Here is a 16,844-nt window from a genome sequence, read left to right on the forward strand (position 1 = left end):
GTTCCTCCCCCACTGATTATTAGCCTTCACCAATCGGACTTTAACGGGCAGCCCGATCCCCACCGAACTTCTTTGCTTTCGCTGAATTTTGAGGTGGGGTTCTTACTGCCCGGCCAATAGCGGGATAAAGCATAAGAATAAGGAATCTACATAGAGTTCAATGAAAACAGTTGCAAACTATTCATATTTTGTTATGATAGTGTTACGAAAACGTTTGCATAAAATTTCCGATGGGATGCAAAAGGAGAGAATGACTATGAATAAGACATGGTGGAAAGAAGCAGTTGCTTATCAAATTTATCCACGAAGCTTTATGGATTCAAATGGTGATGGTATTGGAGATTTACAAGGTATTATTGCAAAGCTGGATTATTTAAAAGATTTAGGTATAGATGTAATTTGGATTTGTCCAATGTATAAGTCTCCCAATGATGATAATGGTTATGATATTAGTGATTATCAAGATATTATGGATGAGTTTGGTACAATGGCGGATTTTGATGCTTTATTAGATGAAGTTCATAAGCGTGACATGAAGCTTATTATTGATTTAGTTATTAATCATACGAGTGATGAACATCCATGGTTTATTGAATCTCGTTCATCTAAAGACAATCCGAAGCGTGATTGGTACATTTGGCATGATGGTAAAGATGGTGCGGAACCAAACAACTGGGAAAGTATTTTTAATGGTTCGGCATGGGAATATGATGAAGTAACAGAACAATATTATTTACATTTATTCTCACGTAAACAACCAGATTTAAACTGGGAGAATAAAGAAGTTCGTGAAGTGTTATACAATACAGTTAATTGGTGGCTTGATAAGGGAATTGATGGTTTCCGTGTTGATGCAATTAGCCATATTAAAAAAGAAGATGGCTTCAACGATATGCCAAATCCAAAAGAATTAAAGTATGTACCATCTTTTGATAAACATATGAATGTGGATGGTATTCAACCTTTATTAGAAGAGTTAAAAGAAAATACATTTTCTAAGTACGATATTATGACTGTTGGTGAAGCGAATGGCGTTAAGATTGAAGATGCTGAGCTTTGGGTTGGAGAAGAGCAAGGTAAATTCAATATGGTATTCCAGTTTGAACATTTAAGCTTATGGGATGCAGAAAAGAAGAAAGATCTTGATGTTGTAGGATTGAAAAAGGTATTAACGAAATGGCAAAAAGGATTAGAGAATAAAGGATGGAATGCTTTATATATCGAGAATCACGATAAGCCACGTATCGTTTCAACGTGGGGAGATGATAAACAATATTGGCGTGAAAGTGCAACAGCGCTAGGAGCGATGTATTTCTTTATGCACGGTACACCGTTTATTTATCAAGGACAAGAAATTGGTATGACAAATGTTCAGTTACCAAATATTGAAGATTACGATGATGTAGCAATTAAAAATTTATATCGAGAGAAAATTGCAGAAGGCGTATCACATCAAGATATGATGGAAATTATATGGGCTTCTTGCCGTGATAATTCACGTACACCTATGCAGTGGAACGATGAGATGAATGCTGGTTTCACAACAAATGCACCTTGGTTTGGCATGAATCCAAATTACGAAGAAATTAATGTTGAAAAGCAAAAAAATGACGAAAAGTCTATTTTCAATTTCTATAAGACAATGATTGCCTTGAAAAAAGAGCACGATGTATTGAATTATGGTACGTACGATTTACTTTTAGAGGACGATCCACAAATTTATGCATATACACGTACGTTACAGGATGAAAAAGTCATTGTAATTAGTAATATCTCAAAAGAGGAAGCTGTGTATAATGAGCCTTTATTCGCACTAGAACGCAAACGTTTGCTTTTAAATAACTATGAAGTTGCGGAACATGAACAATTAACTACAATCACGTTAAAACCTTATGAAACAAGGGTTTATCGCATTTCATAATAAAAAAGGATGCTCCTTGAGCATCTTTTTTTATGAAAAAAAATAAATTTCTATTGCAATGTGAAAACGCTTTTATTAAAATAGATTTATGAAAACGGTTGCGTAACAAAAAAAGATAAAGCAATATGAGGAATCGTTTTCATAAGAGAAACAGAAATTATAATTTAAATCATTATGTTGTTATAAATAAAGGGGAGGAAGAACAGATGAAAATTACGTCTTTTGATTTTTGGCAAAAGTTCGGGAAAGCATTATTAGTTGTTGTAGCTGTAATGCCAGCAGCTGGTTTAATGATTTCCATCGGTAAGCTAATTGGAATGTCTGCTGGGGATATTAACGCAGTTCATACTATTGCTCGTGTAATGGAAGACATCGGTTGGGCAATTATTACAAATTTACACATTTTATTTGCAGTAGCAATTGGGGGATCTTGGGCGAAGGATCGCGCAGGTGGTGCATTTGCAGCACTATTAGCATTCGTCTTAACAAATCGAATTACAGGAGCAATATTTGGCGTAAACGCTCAAATGTTAGCGGATTCAAAAGCGACAGTTTCTTCAGTATTAGCAGGAGATTTAGTTGTAAAAGATTACTTTACTTCTGTACTTGGTGCACCAGCATTAAACATGGGAGTTTTCGTAGGGATTATCACAGGTTTCTTAGGAGCTACTTTATATAACAAATACTATAACTATAATAAACTGCCACAGGCATTAGCATTCTTTAATGGAAAACGATTCGTACCATTCGTTGTAATTGTTTGGTCTACAGTCACTGCGATTGTATTATCACTTTTATGGCCATTTATCCAAAGTGGATTAAATGAATTTGGTCGCTGGATTGCAGCATCTAAAGATAGTGCGCCAGTTGTTGCGCCATTTGTATATGGAACGTTAGAACGTTTATTATTACCATTCGGATTACATCATATGTTAACGATTCCGATGAATTACACAGAGCTAGGCGGAACATATACGATGTTAACTGGCTCAAAAGTTGGACAAATTGTAGCAGGACAAGATCCATTATGGCTTGCATGGATTACAGACTTAAATAATTTATTAGCAAGTGGAGATACGAAAGCATATAACGATTTATTAAATAACGTTGTACCAGCTCGTTTCAAAGCTGGACAAGTTATCGGCTCAACAGCAGCGTTAATGGGGATTGCTTTTGCGATGTTCCGTAATGTTGATAAAGAAAAACGTGCAAAATATAAACCAATGTTCTTATCAGCAGCATTAGCAGTATTTTTAACAGGTGTAACAGAACCAATTGAATTCATGTTCATGTTTATTGCACCAGTACTATATGTTGTATATGCTATTACAACAGGACTTGCATTTGCATTAGCAGATTTAATCAACTTACGTGTTCACGCATTTGGATTTATTGAGTTAATTACTCGTACACCGATGATGGTTAATGCAGGACTAACAAGAGATTTAATCAATTTCGTTATCGTTTCATTAGTATTCTTCGGTCTTAACTTTACATTATTCAATTTCTTAATTAAAAAGTTCAATTTACCAACACCAGGACGTGCAGGTAACTATATTGATAATGAAGATGAGTCATCAGAAGGAACAGGAAATGTACAAGATGGTTCATTAGCAACAAAAGTTATTGATTTATTAGGTGGAAAAGAAAATATTGCTGACGTAGATGCTTGTATGACGCGTTTACGTGTAACAGTAAAAGATTTAGATGTTGTTGCACCAGAAGCGCAGTGGAAACAAAATGGTGCTTTAGGACTAATCGTAAAAGATAAAGGTGTACAAGCAGTATATGGTCCGAAAGCTGACGTATTAAAGTCAGACATTCAAGATATGTTAGGTGCGTAATAATATGAAATTGCTAACTTTAAACTGTCACTCTTGGCAAGAAGAGAATCAAATGGAAAAGATAAAATATCTTGCTAAAGTCATTCAAGAAGAAGAATACGATGTCATCGCATTGCAAGAAGTCAGTCAGTCGATACAAGCTGAAAATGTATGCGGTAACAAGAAAAAAGATAATTTTGGACTTTTACTATTAGAAGAGTTAAAAGCGTTACATGTAAAAGATTACAATATTACTTGGGATTTCTCTCATATTGGTTATGATGTGTACGAAGAAGGATTAGCGATTATAACAAAGCATACTATTATAAAAGAAGATACGTTCTTTATATCAGAAAATAAAGATACAACGTATTGGAAAACACGTAAAATTGTAAGTGCAACAATTGCTTATAATGGTAAGGATATAACGTTTTATTCTTGCCATCTAGGTTGGTGGAATGATGAAGAAGAATCATTCCAAGGTCAAGTCGATCGTTTGATGGAGCGTGTAGATAGCAATGAGCTTTCCTTCTTAATGGGGGATTTTAATAATAATGCTCGTTTGCAGGGTGAAGGTTATGAATATTTGATGCAAAAAGGTTTGTACGACACATACGAACTAGCGATAGAGAAGGATGAAGGAACAACTGTCCAAGGCGAGATTGCTGGTTGGGATGAAAATAAACATAATTTGCGAATCGATTTAATAGTGTGTAACCAAAGTAAAAGAGTTCGTTCTTCAAAAGTTATTTTTAATGGTACAAACCGAAATGTAATTTCAGATCATTTCGGTGTAGAGGTTCAATTAGATATATAATAGAAGAAATCCTCACAGGTAATAAAAGCTGTGAGGATTTTTTTTAGGAATACAAGTATTTCCAAGAGAAAATACTTGTATTTTTTATGACATTTCCTATATATTTGTTATTATTGAATGTAAAACTAATTTGGTCATTTTGTATGCATACTTTTTTTACTTCGTTATATAATGAAGTAAGTGAAATATTTAATGGAAAAAATAGTGTGTTTTCGTTTAATCCACGATGTAGAAAGTGATATAATTGCAAAATGTATGTATCATTTTCTAAAGAAGGAAAAATATATAATTAGGTGATAACTTCTATGAAACAAATTTGGCGTATTTATAAGACAGATTTACGGAATGTAGCTAAACATTGGGCTGCAATTGTTATTGTTTTAGGGTTAATGATTTTACCATCGTTATATGCATGGTTTAACATTAAAGCTTCTTGGGATCCATATGGAAATACAAAAGAAGTTCCCATTGCAGTTTCTAACCAAGATGCAGGCTCTAATTTAAGAGGGAAAGATATCAATATCGGGGACGAGATTGTAGATTCTCTTAAGAAAAACAAAAATCTTGGCTGGAAATTTGTAGATGAAAAACAAGCAATTTACGGAGTTGAGCGTGGGGATTATTATGCGAGCATTACGATTCCGAAAGACTTCTCTGAAAAAATTGCAACTGTTCTGGATGAAAATCCAAAGAAACCAGAACTGGATTACTATGTGAATGAAAAAGTAAATGCGATTGCACCGAAAATTACAGCAAAAGGTGCATCAGGTATTACAGAAGAAATTAGTAAAAACTTTGTTAAAACAGCAAACGGTGAGATTTTTAAAATTTTCAATGACCTTGGAATCGATTTAGAAACAAACTTACCAAGCATCGAGAAAGTAAAAGATCTTGTATTTAAGTTAGAAGCGCAGTTCCCAGAAATGAATACACTTATGGATAAGGCGTTAGATGATGCGACTCGAGCAGAAGATGTTGTGAAAGTAGCACAAAAAGAGTTACCGGTTGTAGAAAGTGTTATTAATGATGGGCAAGAAGCGTTAGGGAATTTAGATAAGTTCTTTGCAAACAACGATCAAACATTGCAAAATGCTCCTGGGACGATACGAAATCATTTAACAACGGCTAAAGATGTAATGGACAAAGCAAATACGTTTACGAACTTTTTAATGAATCCAGGGATAGACCTTTCTGGTATGAAGGGATTACCTGAGTTTCCAGCGCGTCCGGACCTTTCAAAGTTGAATGATGAAGGTTATAAAAATATTGCAAGAAATATTAATCAAACAGTGAATAATGTTTTGAACTCGGCACGTGCAGGAACAACATACGGGAAAAGTGTTGTAAACGGATTGCAAAATGGTCAGTTTGATCCAGAAAAGGCAAAGCAAGATCTTAATGCGGTTTCTGAAAATCTTCAAGGTCGTACAGATAGTGTTGCATACCTTATTAATGTATTTACTGAACTTCAAAAATCGGCTACGACTGATTTTGGTCAAAGCTTTTTCCAAGGGCGAGTGGATCGCTTAACTAAGCTGAAAAGCGGTATGGAAAATGCAAACAACGGTATTAAAGATATTGTAAATGTTATTGGTACAGGACAAGAAGTAAAGAAAGATGTAACAGATGCAGCAAATCAAAAATTAGATGCAGCAAATGGATTAATTGATCAAGCGGAAAAAGATTATAATGAAACATTTGTAGCAGATTATAAAAAAGCAGTTAGCACAGTTGATCAAGCGAAAGCTGATGCAAATGGAGCATACGATACTGTGAAAAATGAATATGATAAGGCAAAAAATACTTTTGAAGGTATTATAGCAGACGTAAATAATAGAGGTGTTAATGGATTAGATAGCACAAAAGTATATTTAAACGATTTAAATGGTCAATTACAAGCTACTAAGAATCTAATTGGTGATGCGATTCCGGTTCTAGAAAGCACAAATAAGGTATTAGCAGATGTAAATAGTGACAAAAACCTTAATAATGGAATTGCAAAATTGAATAAAGCACAAAATGCTGTTCAAAAAGGTATAGATGCAACAAATAAGGCAACTACATTAATTAACAATGGACAGAAGCCTACAAAAGAGGTTGTAGAAAGTATTAATGAAGCAACTAAAAATGCCTCAGCTCAATTAGGAGATTTCTTAGCAACATATGATTCAGAAATCGTTCCAAACTTTAATACAGCAATTGAACGTACGAAACGTATGTCTAAAAACACAACTCAAATTTTAAGCGAAGCAGACAAAAAGCTTCCAGATGTTAAAAAATTACTAGAAGATTCATCAAAAGGCTTAGTAGACGGTAGAAAGAAATTAGCAGACATTAAAGCCGAAATGCCGGAGACTGAGAAAAAGATTAAAGAATTAGCAGATAAAATTCGTGATTTTGAATCTGAAGAAGATTTAAAAGACATCATACGCCTATTGAAAAATGATGTTGAAAAGCAAAGTGATTACTTTGCAAATCCAGTAAATTTAAAAGAGAATAAATTATTTGCGATGCCGAACTACGGTTCAGCGATGTCACCATTCTATACAGTGCTTGCATTATGGGTAGGCGCATTATTAATGGTTTCATTATTAACAGTAGAAGTACATGAAGAGGGCGCAAATTATAAGAGCCATGAAGTTTACTTCGGACGTTTATTAACATTCTTAACGATAGGTCTTTCACAAGCGTTTATCGTATCAATGGGAGATATATTCTTACTCGGTACGTACGTAGTCGATAAATTCTGGTTTGTGTTATTTAGTTTATTTATTGGTGGAGTCTTCGTTTGTATCGTATACTCACTCGTTTCTATTTTCGGAAACGTTGGGAAATCGATGGCGATCATTTTACTTGTACTGCAAGTAGCAGGGTCGGGCGGAACATTCCCAATTCAAATGACACCGGCGTTCTTCCAAGCACTTTATCCGTTCTTACCATTCACGTATGCAATTAGTGCAATTCGTGAAACAGTGGGTGGAATGCTTTGGGATATCGTAACGAGAGATTTACTTGTACTAAGTGCTTTCGTAGTAGTTATGATTGTTGCTGCATTATTACTGAAAACACCAATTAATAAATCAAGTGAAAAATTCGTTGAGAATGCAAAAGGAAGTAAAATCATTCACTAAAAAAAGGTTCCTACCTCCGGTAGGAACCTTTTTGTTTAATCAAATTTTAATTTCTTTAATGCTTCTGCGAACGGGTTATTTAATGGTTCTTCTTCTTTGTTCTGTTGTTTCATATATTTTTGAACGTCACGCTTATCAGCTTTGTTTCCAGATTCTTTTTTACGTCGCTCCTGGAATGTCGATAATTTTTCGCGATAGCCACATTTACATGCAAAGATTTGACCTTCACCCTCACCACGTAGTTCTAGTTTCTTCTTACATTGTGGACAACGAGCGTTTGTTGTACGAGATACATTTTTACGATGACCACATTCACGGTCTTGGCAAACGAGCATTTTTCCTTTTTTGCCGTTTACTTCTAGCATTGGTTTACCACAGTCTGGACAAGACTTCGTTGAAATGTTGTCATGTTTATATTTTTTATCACTTGATTTAATTTCAGAAACAATTTCTTTCGTATAGTTCTTCATTTCAGAAATGAAGACTTCTTTTTTCAGTTTACCCTTTGCGATAGCCTCAAGTTTTTGTTCCCATTCACCAGTTAGTGTAGGAGATTTTAACTCTTCTGGTACTAAATCAAGTAACTGACGGCCTTTTGATGTAATGTGAATATCTTTACCACGCTTTTCAAGTAAAAATGAATTGAAGAGTTTGTCGATAATATCTGCACGTGTCGCTACAGTGCCTAATCCACCAGTCGATTTTAACGTATCAGCAAGTTGTTTATTTTGCGTATCCATATATTTTGTAGGATTCTCCATTGCTGAAAGTAAAGTCGCTTCATTAAATCGTGCAGGAGGCTTTGTTTGACCTGATGTTTGCATAATTAACTTTACAGCTAATGTATCACCTTTTTCAATGTGAGGTAGAAGCTGCTCTTTTACGTCATCAGTTACATCATCGTCTTCAAAGCGATTTTCGTATACTTCTTTCCAACCAGCGTGTAAAACCGTTTTTCCGCGTGCAATGAATGTTTCATTACCAACTTTTGTGCGTAACGTTAGTTGCTCGTATTCGAATGCAGGGAATAAAACAGCTAAGAAACGTTTCACAACTAAATCATAAATTTTACGCTCTTTATCTGTAAAGGATGAGAAGTTAACGTATCCTTCTGTTGGAATAATTGCGTGATGATCGCTTACTTTACTATCATCAACAAATGATTTATTAGGCTTAATTGGCTTTTGTAGTACTTTATGTGCTAACGGACGATATTCCCCGACACCGCACGCTTTTAGACGTTCTGGAAGTGTTCCAACGATATCAGATGAAATGTAGCGTGAATCTGTACGAGGATACGTTAACACTTTATGTTGTTCATATAATTTCTGCATAATGTTTAATGTTTCTTTAGCAGAGTAACCAAACTTTTTATTTGCATCACGTTGTAATTCAGTTAAATCGTAAAGACCAGGAGAGAATGACTTCTTCTGTTTTTTATCAATTTCCACAACAGTGGTATTTTGTTTATCTAGATTTTTTACAATACCATCAATTTTTTCTTTATTAAAACTACGGCTATTACCGTTTGCATCTTGCCAAGTTAGTTTTAACTTATCAGTTGTTTGAGCTTCGATACCGTAGTAAGTTTGAGCTTTGAAGTTTTTTATTTCATCTTCACGACTAGCGATCATAGCAACAGTAGGCGTTTGTACACGACCGCAATTTAGTTGAGCGTTAAAGCGAGTTGTTAAAGCTCGAGTCGCGTTAAGGCCGATATACCAGTCAGCTTCTGAACGTGCAACTGCTGAAGCGTATAAATTGTCATATGCCTTACCTGGTTTTAAATTTGCAAAACCATCTTTAATTGCTTTATCGGTTACAGAAGAAATCCATAAACGTTTAATTGGTTTATTCAACTTAACTTTATCGATAATCCAGCGTGCGACTAATTCGCCTTCACGACCTGCGTCTGTAGCGACAATAATTTCATTTACATCTTTTCTAAGTAGCTGGCTTTTCACAGCATTAAACTGTTTACCAGTTTGTTTAATAACCGTTAATTTCAAACGCTCCGGTAGCATCGGTAAGTCTTCTAAATTCCACTTTTTATATTTCACATCATAGCTTTCTGGATCTGCTAATGTAACGAGATGACCTAAAGCCCAAGTTACAATATATTTACTACCTTCAAGATAACCGTTTCCTTTTTTATCACACTTCAGTACACGAGCAATATCTCGCGCAACGGAAGGTTTTTCAGCGATTACAACGCTTTTTGACATATTAAAAACATCCTTTCAAATTTCCATAAGTTAAATATAGCATACATTTTCTTGAGATTCAGTTTCGCTCGAGGTTTGAGCTGTTTTAGTGGAATGAACAAAACTCCCACTGATTAAAGTTTCACTTTATACGGAAAAGTAAAGAACTTGTTATTTTACTAGAATAAGAGTAGACTTTGAAGTAGATGAATAAGAAACACATGGGAGTTTGTGGATGCAAACTGAGAGTATGACTAATCCGTCATTGACCATTTGAACCTGTTGGATAATGCCAGCGTAGGGAGAGTGTAAAAGCACATGTTCAGGCACTTTGCATACGCGCAAAGTGCCTTTTTGTGTATCTCCCATCATTATAGTTAGGAGATGAAAAGGATGAATATGAAAGAAATTAGTAAAGTAGTGGATTTAGTGAGGGAATCTAATCCGCTCGTTCATAATATTACAAATGTTGTTGTAACAAACTTTACAGCGAACGGTTTGTTAGCACTAGGGGCATCGCCTGTAATGGCGTATGCAAAAGAAGAAGTAGCAGAAATGGCTAGCATTGCGGGAGCGTTAGTATTAAATATGGGAACACTTCGTCCCGAGGAAGTAGAAGCGATGTTACTTGCTGGTAAGTCGGCTAATACGAATGATGTACCAGTATTGTTTGATCCTGTTGGCGCAGGAGCAACATCGTATCGAACAGAAGTTGCGAGACATATTCCAGCTGAAATAGATCTAGCGATAATTCGTGGGAATGCAGCTGAAGTAGCTAACGTTATTAATGAGAGATGGGAAATTAAAGGGGTAGATGCTGGTACTGGAAATGGCAATGTTGTAAATATTGCAAAACAGACAGCAGAGGAATTGAATACAGTTGCGGTCATTACTGGAAAAGAAGATGTCGTTACAGATGGAGAGCGAACGATTCTTATTCGAAACGGTCACTCTATTTTAACAAAGGTTACTGGAACGGGTTGTTTACTAACTTCTGTAATAGGAGCATTTATTGCGGTAGAAAAAGATTATGTAAAGGCAGCAGTAGCAGCAGTAACATTTTATGGTGTAGCTGCGGAACTAGCAGCTGCTAAGACGGTAGAAAAAGGGCCTGGTAGTTTCCAAATTGAATTTTTAAATCAATTAGCGAATACAACTTCCGGTGATATTGAGAAGTATGGGAAGATTGAGGAGTTAGAGTAAGGGGATGAAACACATGATGCGCATTGAAACCAAGAAAATGTCTAACCTATTACAAGTGTATTTTATTATGGGAAGCAATAATTGCATGAAGGATCCGTTAGCTATATTGAAAGAAGCGTTAGACGGTGGAGTGACACTTTTTCAATTTCGTGAAAAGGGAGAAGGGACTTTAACTGGAGAGGATAGAGTGCGTTTTGCAAAGAAATTGCAGGCGCTTTGCAAGGAATATGGTGTTCCTTTCATTGTAAATGATGATGTAGAATTGGCTGTTGAATTAGATGCAGATGGTGTTCATGTAGGACAAGATGATGAAGGGATTACATCTGTTCGTGAAAAGATGGGAGATAAAATTATCGGTGTATCTACACATACAATTGAAGAAGCAAAATGGGCGATTGAAAACGGAGCTGATTATTTAGGAGTTGGCCCTATTTTCCCAACGAGTACGAAAAAAGATACGAAAGCTGTTCAAGGAACGAAAGGTTTAGCTCATTTTAGAGAACAAGGAATTACAGTGCCGATTGTTGGTATCGGTGGGATTACAATTGAAAATACTGCTGCCGTTATAGAAGCGGGTGCGGATGGTGTTTCAGTTATTTCTGCAATTAGTCTAGCGGATTCTGCGTATGAAAGTACGAAGCGATTAGCTGGGGAAGTAAATAAGTGTTTGTAGATAAAAGACCATGTAGTATGAAAATACTACGTGGTCTTTTGTCGTATAAAACAAAATATGCCGCCTAAACTAGTATGTATAAATATATATTGTTTCGGAGGCGAAGGCATGATTGTATTTCAGGATATTATAGCTGCTTATGAGAAAATGAAGGGCATTGTACATATGACCCCATTAGATTATTCAAGTACATTTAGTGAGTTGTCACAGAATGAAGTGTATTTAAAGCTGGAGAATTTACAAAAGACAGGCTCTTTTAAAGTACGTGGTTCTTATAATAAAATGGTTTCTCTTGAGAAAGGTGATTTAGAAAATGGTGTTGTTGCAGCATCTGCTGGAAATCATGCGCAAGGAGTCGCTTATTCTAGTAATATGCTTAGTATTCCTTGTACGATTGTGATGCCAAAAGGTGCTCCGTTAAGTAAGGTGCTTGCGACAAAAAAGTACGGTGCACATGTAGAATTACAAGGTGATGTATTTGATGATGCATTAGCTTATGCACTAGATTTAAAAAAGAAGACAGGAGCGAAATTTGTACATCCATTTGATGATGAAGCAGTAATTGCTGGTCAAGGTACAGTCGGTCTGGAAATATTACAACAGCTGGAAGATGTAGAGGCTGTTATTTGTCCTATTGGAGGTGGAGGATTAATTGCAGGAGTTGCGATGGCAATTAAAGAACAAAAGCCATCAGTGAAAATATACGGGGTGCAGACACTTGCTTGTCCGGGAATGAAACAGTCACTTGAGGAAAAGAAGGTAATAACAGTAGAGTCGACGCCAACTATGGCGGATGGAATCGCGGTTAAAAGGCCAGGTGATTTGACTTTTGAACTTGTACAACGTTATGTGGATGATGTGTTTTGTGTAGATGAAATGGAAATTGCACAAACGATGTTAATGCTTCTTGAACGGAACAAATTGTTGGTTGAAGGGTCTGGTGCGAGCTCATTAGCTTCTTTGCTTTATCGCAAAATCCCAATAAAAGAAAAAAAGGTCGTATCCGTACTAAGTGGTGGAAATGTCGATGTAAACTTTATTTCGCGTATTATTGAGCATGGAATGGTTGAAGCAGGACGCTTCATTCACATCGCGACAATGATTAAAGATAAGCCAGGCTATTTGCATCATTTGCTCCAGATTGTAACAAATTTTGAAGCGAATGTATTAAATATACATTTAGAACGGATTGGTACAAAGGTATTTCCAGGATATGCGCAATTGCACTTGTCATTAGAAACGAAAGATAGAAATCATATTGAAGAAATATTGAGTGGTTTAAAAAAGAAAGGGTATGTTGTAGAAGTTATTGATTGAAAAAATTAAACAAACGTTTAATTAAAAAAGCACAAACCCTTTTAAATTATAGGTTTGTGCTTTTTATTTAAAACATAATTGAAATTAAGAGCATTCCAATTCCGATAGAAGTAAAGGTTGCGATTAAGCCGGGAATCATGAAGCTATGATTTAAAACGTATTTACCGATACCTGTTGTACCAGTGCGGTCGAAGTTAATGGCAGCAACGATTGTTCCATAGTTTGGAATGAAGAAGTATCCGTTTACTGCAGGGAACATAGCAATCAGTAATGCTGGCGGAATACCAAGAGACAGTCCAAGTGGCATTAAGGCACGAACTGTTGCTGCTTGGCTGTACAGTAAAATAGATAGAATGAATAATGCAATAGCAAATAGCCATGGTGCACTTGTAACTAAGTGCTGAATTGATCCTTGAATCATATTTAAGTTTCCGTTAAAGAAAGTATCTCCCATCCAAGCGATACCGAAAATAGCAACAACCGCTGTTGCTCCAGCTTTAAAGACGTTACCAGACACAATGCTTTCTACATTTGGTTTACAGAAAATAATAATAAGAGCTGCGATGGTTAACATAACCATTTCAATTGTGTTTGGCATGGAAAGACGAACTAGCTTCCCGTCAACCATCCATCCTGGACGAAGTGCTTCAAATGAACCAAGAAGTACGACAAGGAAAGTTCCTACTAGGAAAAGAATAACTGATAATTTAGCGCCTTTTACACCTACAAATTCTTTTTTCTCTTCAAGCTTAGGAATCATACCTTCTTTTAATCGTTTTAAGTATTCAGGGTCTTCATTTAGTTCTTTCCCCATTTTACTAGCAACGAATGCAGCTACCATACAAGCGATGAAAGTAGAAGGGATACTTACTTTTAAAATATCTAATAAAGTAATTTTATAGTCAGCTAACATTGCTAAAAGGGCAACTGTAGCAGCTGAAATGGGACTAGCTGTAATTGCTTGTTGAGAAGCAATTACGGCAATTGACATTGGTCGTTCTGGTCTAATTCCTGATTCACGAGAGACTTCTGCGATAACAGGAAGTACAGAATAGGCAACGTGACCAGTGCCAGCACATAGTGTGAATAAATAAGTAACAATTGGAGCGAAAAATGTAATGCGCTTTGGATTTTTTCGTAAAGCTTTCTCAGCTAGATGCACAAGATAGTCCATTCCTCCAGCGGCTTGTAAAGCACCAGCAGCAGTAATTACTGCTAAAATCATAAGCATTACATCGATAGGAGGAGCGGTTGGTTGCAAGTGGAAGACAAAAACGAGTATTGCCATACCAACTCCGCCCATTACTCCTAAGCCAACTCCGCCCATTACTCCTAAGCCAACTCCGCCTAGGCGTGCACCAATAAAAATGCAGAGTAATAAGGTAAGAAATTGTAGCCAAAACATGATAAATTACCTCCGAAATTCATAAGTTAAGATATATTCGAATAATTTAATTTAAATGAAAATTAGTGAAATATCCGAAGGGATCTTTGATTTATATACGTTTTTTATTATATAACATAAAAAAAGTAACATTCACGTATTTTGTTAAATTATTTCGAAAAAATAATACATTAGAATTTTATATTTATATCTCTAAATAAGTAGACATTTTAATTTAAATGTTGTAACCTTGGAAAGAGAATAATTTAATTCTCATAGAACTCCCATATCGTTCAACTCGTTCAGCGAGAAAGGCAAACTGATGGAAACATGAGGGCGCAAAACTATAGGGGCTAAGGTCGAGAGGCTATGCTAGCCAGTTACCGGACGGATAGGGTTGGTCTTGACCAATGCTTTTTACATTGGTCTTTTTTTATTCTCGAACATATTGAGAATCATTTCAAACAAAATATTCATATATTTTGTTTTTTTGTTTTAAGTAATTAAGGAAGGTGAATATTGATGAAAAAGTATTGGCATAAGTTATCGTTTCTTCAAAAGAACGTCTTATTAACTGTATTAGTTATTTTGACGCTTGTTGGAAGTATGGGCGCGTTAAGTTTCAATTTGTTTCAAAATAGTATGATGTCTTTATTTGAAAGGCAGTCTATTGAAACAGGAGAGATAGTAGTACATGACTTGGATACAGAATTAGTTAAAGATATGGCGAAAGATCCTACAACTGAAAGAGTAAAAAAAGAAAAGTTAACAGAGCAATTAGATGAAGTGACAAAAGGTTTAAAAAGTGTGGGACAAACGTATGTTACAGGGGCAAAGCCGAATGAAAAACGAGAATTACAAATCGTTGGTTTGACTACAGAGTTAGCAAATGCGGTGCCTGTAAAGTCGGGAGATTATTATGAACAACCGACTCATTGGATGAATGCATATGATAAAGTGATGGATACGAAAAAGGCCCAAATGACAGAAGTATATGAAGATGAATTAGGTTCGTGGGTGACAATATTAGAACCAATTAAAGATGGAGAAAACAATATTGTTGCAATTGTTGCGGCTGATTTAGATGCTTCTATCGTTCCTAGTACAAAGAAGAATTTTTTGATACAGGGTTTACTCTTTATTATTATTTCATTAGCAATCGCGACTATTGCTCAATTCTTTATCGTACGTAACTCGTTAGCTCCATTAAAAGATTTACGAGAGGGATTACGTAAGATTGGTGAAGGTGACTTAAGTATTAAATTAAAAGAAAGACCAGATGATATTGGAATTATTAATGTTTATTTCAATGATACGATTGAGAAATTTAAAGGGATTATAGATAAAGTTAGGCAGACCGCTGAGCAAGTTTCTTCTTCTTCACATGAATTGTCGGCAAGCACCGAGGAAAATAGCATGGCAGTTCAAGAGATTGCAAGTTCTATTGAAGGTTTAAGAGTGGGGGCACAGTCTCAAGAAACTTCAGTCCAACAATGCTTAGGAATTGTGCATGGAATGGAAGATAAGGTAGAAGAGATAACTGGAGCTGCGGAACAAGTTGCGGTTGCCTCAGAAGGTATGGAGCAACATTCAATTGAAGGTAATGAAGTGATTGGACAAATTATTAATCAAATGAGTTTAATCCAAAATGCAGTGAAAGATTTATCTTCTATTATTTATTCATTAGAAACAAGATCAAAAGAAATTAGTGATATTGTAACTGTAATTACAGGTATTTCAAATCAAACAAATTTATTAGCTTTAAATGCTTCTATTGAAGCTTCGCGTGCTGGAGCAGCTGGAAGAGGATTTGCAGTTGTTGCTGATGAAGTACGTAAATTAGCAGAACAAACTGAAACGTCAGCGAAAGATATAGCAAAATTAATTAGTGAAACACAAGCTGAAACAGAAGAGGCTGTAGTTTCAATGCAAAAAGGTTCAAAAGAAGTAGAATCTGGAATTTCACTTGTTCAAAGTAGTGGTGCTTTCTTTGAAAAAATCTCGAAATCAGCACAATCTGTTAAAAATCAAGTGAAAGCTGTTTCTGGCAATTCGAGTGATATTTTACAAAATAGCCAGAATATCGTTCAAGTCGTAAATGAATTATCACATATTGCAAATACTTATGCGAATAGTAGTAGTAATGTTGAAGAAAGCATGAAGGAGCAAGAAATATCAGTACAAGATATTGCAGAATTAGCGACTTCTTTAAGTTGGCTTTCTCAGGAATTACAAGAGCTAATTGGTGAGTTTAAAAGCGAATAAGGAAAAGTGAAACTTTAATCAGGGGGGCAGCCCCCTTTGATTGTGAGTTGAACAAATCTGCCCGTTAATACGGGATAATAAAGGTGTGAATTTTCACACCTTTATT

Annotated in this window: 10 protein-coding genes and 2 riboswitches; of the genes, 8 read left to right on the forward strand and 2 right to left on the reverse strand. The window is 35.6% G+C overall.

Going from position 1 to position 16,844, the window contains the following annotated elements:
- Nucleotides 1-256: 256 nt before the first annotated feature.
- From MHB70_RS01240 to MHB70_RS01255, 4 genes are all read left to right on the forward strand, one after another.
- On the forward strand, nt 257-1,921 hold the full coding sequence (locus MHB70_RS01240; protein WP_001044719.1) for a glycoside hydrolase family 13 protein: 1,665 nt from the start codon (nt 257-259) through the stop codon (nt 1,919-1,921).
- A gap of 206 nt (nt 1,922-2,127) precedes the next feature.
- The gene (locus MHB70_RS01245) at nt 2,128-3,765 is read left to right on the forward strand and encodes a PTS transporter subunit IIBC (RefSeq protein WP_000705554.1); all 1,638 of its coding nucleotides are present in this window, start codon (nt 2,128-2,130) and stop codon (nt 3,763-3,765) included.
- A 4-nt stretch (nt 3,766-3,769) separates the two neighbouring features.
- A complete protein-coding gene (locus MHB70_RS01250) occupies nt 3,770-4,561 on the forward strand; it encodes an endonuclease/exonuclease/phosphatase family protein (protein ID WP_000772006.1) in 792 nt (263 codons plus the stop codon).
- Between the two features lie 305 nt (nt 4,562-4,866).
- Entirely contained in the window at nt 4,867-7,692 is a 2,826-nt protein-coding gene (locus tag MHB70_RS01255) for a YhgE/Pip domain-containing protein (protein ID WP_000810063.1), read from the forward strand.
- Nucleotides 7,693-7,727: 35 nt separating this feature from the next.
- On the opposite strand, the gene topB is transcribed toward MHB70_RS01255, so the two are convergent.
- Nucleotides 7,728-9,917: a DNA topoisomerase III gene (gene topB, locus MHB70_RS01260; RefSeq protein WP_061529440.1), complete on the reverse strand. Its 2,190-nt coding sequence runs from the start codon at nt 9,915-9,917 to the stop codon at nt 7,728-7,730.
- Between the two features lie 190 nt (nt 9,918-10,107).
- A riboswitch (TPP riboswitch) is annotated at nt 10,108-10,217 on the forward strand.
- 72 nt (nt 10,218-10,289) lie between these two features.
- On the opposite strand from topB, the gene thiM reads away from it, so the two are divergent.
- The 3 genes from thiM (at nt 10,290) to ilvA (ending at nt 13,089) form a co-directional block, all read left to right on the forward strand.
- Nucleotides 10,290-11,099 (forward strand): hydroxyethylthiazole kinase, encoded by an 810-nt coding sequence (gene thiM, locus MHB70_RS01265; protein ID WP_001056099.1) that lies wholly within the window; start codon nt 10,290-10,292, stop codon nt 11,097-11,099.
- A 13-nt stretch (nt 11,100-11,112) separates the two neighbouring features.
- On the forward strand, nt 11,113-11,772 hold the full coding sequence (gene thiE, locus MHB70_RS01270) for a thiamine phosphate synthase (RefSeq protein ID WP_000984529.1): 660 nt from the start codon (nt 11,113-11,115) through the stop codon (nt 11,770-11,772).
- Between the two features lie 108 nt (nt 11,773-11,880).
- Nucleotides 11,881-13,089 (forward strand): threonine ammonia-lyase, encoded by a 1,209-nt coding sequence (gene ilvA / locus MHB70_RS01275; protein WP_061529439.1) that lies wholly within the window; start codon nt 11,881-11,883, stop codon nt 13,087-13,089.
- A gap of 67 nt (nt 13,090-13,156) precedes the next feature.
- On the opposite strand, the gene MHB70_RS01280 is transcribed toward ilvA, so the two are convergent.
- Entirely contained in the window at nt 13,157-14,494 is a 1,338-nt protein-coding gene (locus MHB70_RS01280) for an anaerobic C4-dicarboxylate transporter (protein ID WP_341343671.1), read from the reverse strand.
- A 282-nt stretch (nt 14,495-14,776) separates the two neighbouring features.
- A riboswitch (cyclic di-GMP riboswitch) is annotated at nt 14,777-14,861 on the forward strand.
- A gap of 134 nt (nt 14,862-14,995) precedes the next feature.
- On the opposite strand from MHB70_RS01280, the gene MHB70_RS01285 reads away from it, so the two are divergent.
- A complete protein-coding gene (locus MHB70_RS01285; RefSeq protein WP_000761068.1) occupies nt 14,996-16,738 on the forward strand; it encodes a methyl-accepting chemotaxis protein in 1,743 nt (580 codons plus the stop codon).
- Nucleotides 16,739-16,844 lie beyond the last annotated feature (106 nt).

The sequence above is a fragment of the Bacillus sp. FSL M7-1020 genome (genome assembly GCF_038050415.1).
GTDB classification, from domain to species: domain Bacteria; phylum Bacillota; class Bacilli; order Bacillales; family Bacillaceae_G; genus Bacillus_A; species Bacillus_A toyonensis.

What these genes read in the sequence shown, in the direction of transcription:
- MHB70_RS01240 (WP_001044719.1), top strand. Translation starts at nt 257, where the DNA reads ATGAATAAGACATGGTGGAAAGAAGCAGTTGCTTATCAAATTTATCCA.
- MHB70_RS01245 (WP_000705554.1), top strand. Translation starts at nt 2,128, where the DNA reads ATGAAAATTACGTCTTTTGATTTTTGGCAAAAGTTCGGGAAAGCATTA.
- MHB70_RS01250 (WP_000772006.1), top strand. Translation starts at nt 3,770, where the DNA reads ATGAAATTGCTAACTTTAAACTGTCACTCTTGGCAAGAAGAGAATCAA.
- MHB70_RS01255 (WP_000810063.1), top strand. Translation starts at nt 4,867, where the DNA reads ATGAAACAAATTTGGCGTATTTATAAGACAGATTTACGGAATGTAGCT.
- topB (WP_061529440.1), bottom strand. Translation starts at nt 9,917, where the DNA reads ATGTCAAAAAGCGTTGTAATCGCTGAAAAACCTTCCGTTGCGCGAGAT.
- thiM (WP_001056099.1), top strand. Translation starts at nt 10,290, where the DNA reads ATGAATATGAAAGAAATTAGTAAAGTAGTGGATTTAGTGAGGGAATCT.
- thiE (WP_000984529.1), top strand. Translation starts at nt 11,113, where the DNA reads ATGATGCGCATTGAAACCAAGAAAATGTCTAACCTATTACAAGTGTAT.
- ilvA (WP_061529439.1), top strand. Translation starts at nt 11,881, where the DNA reads ATGATTGTATTTCAGGATATTATAGCTGCTTATGAGAAAATGAAGGGC.
- MHB70_RS01280 (WP_341343671.1), bottom strand. Translation starts at nt 14,494, where the DNA reads ATGTTTTGGCTACAATTTCTTACCTTATTACTCTGCATTTTTATTGGT.
- MHB70_RS01285 (WP_000761068.1), top strand. Translation starts at nt 14,996, where the DNA reads ATGAAAAAGTATTGGCATAAGTTATCGTTTCTTCAAAAGAACGTCTTA.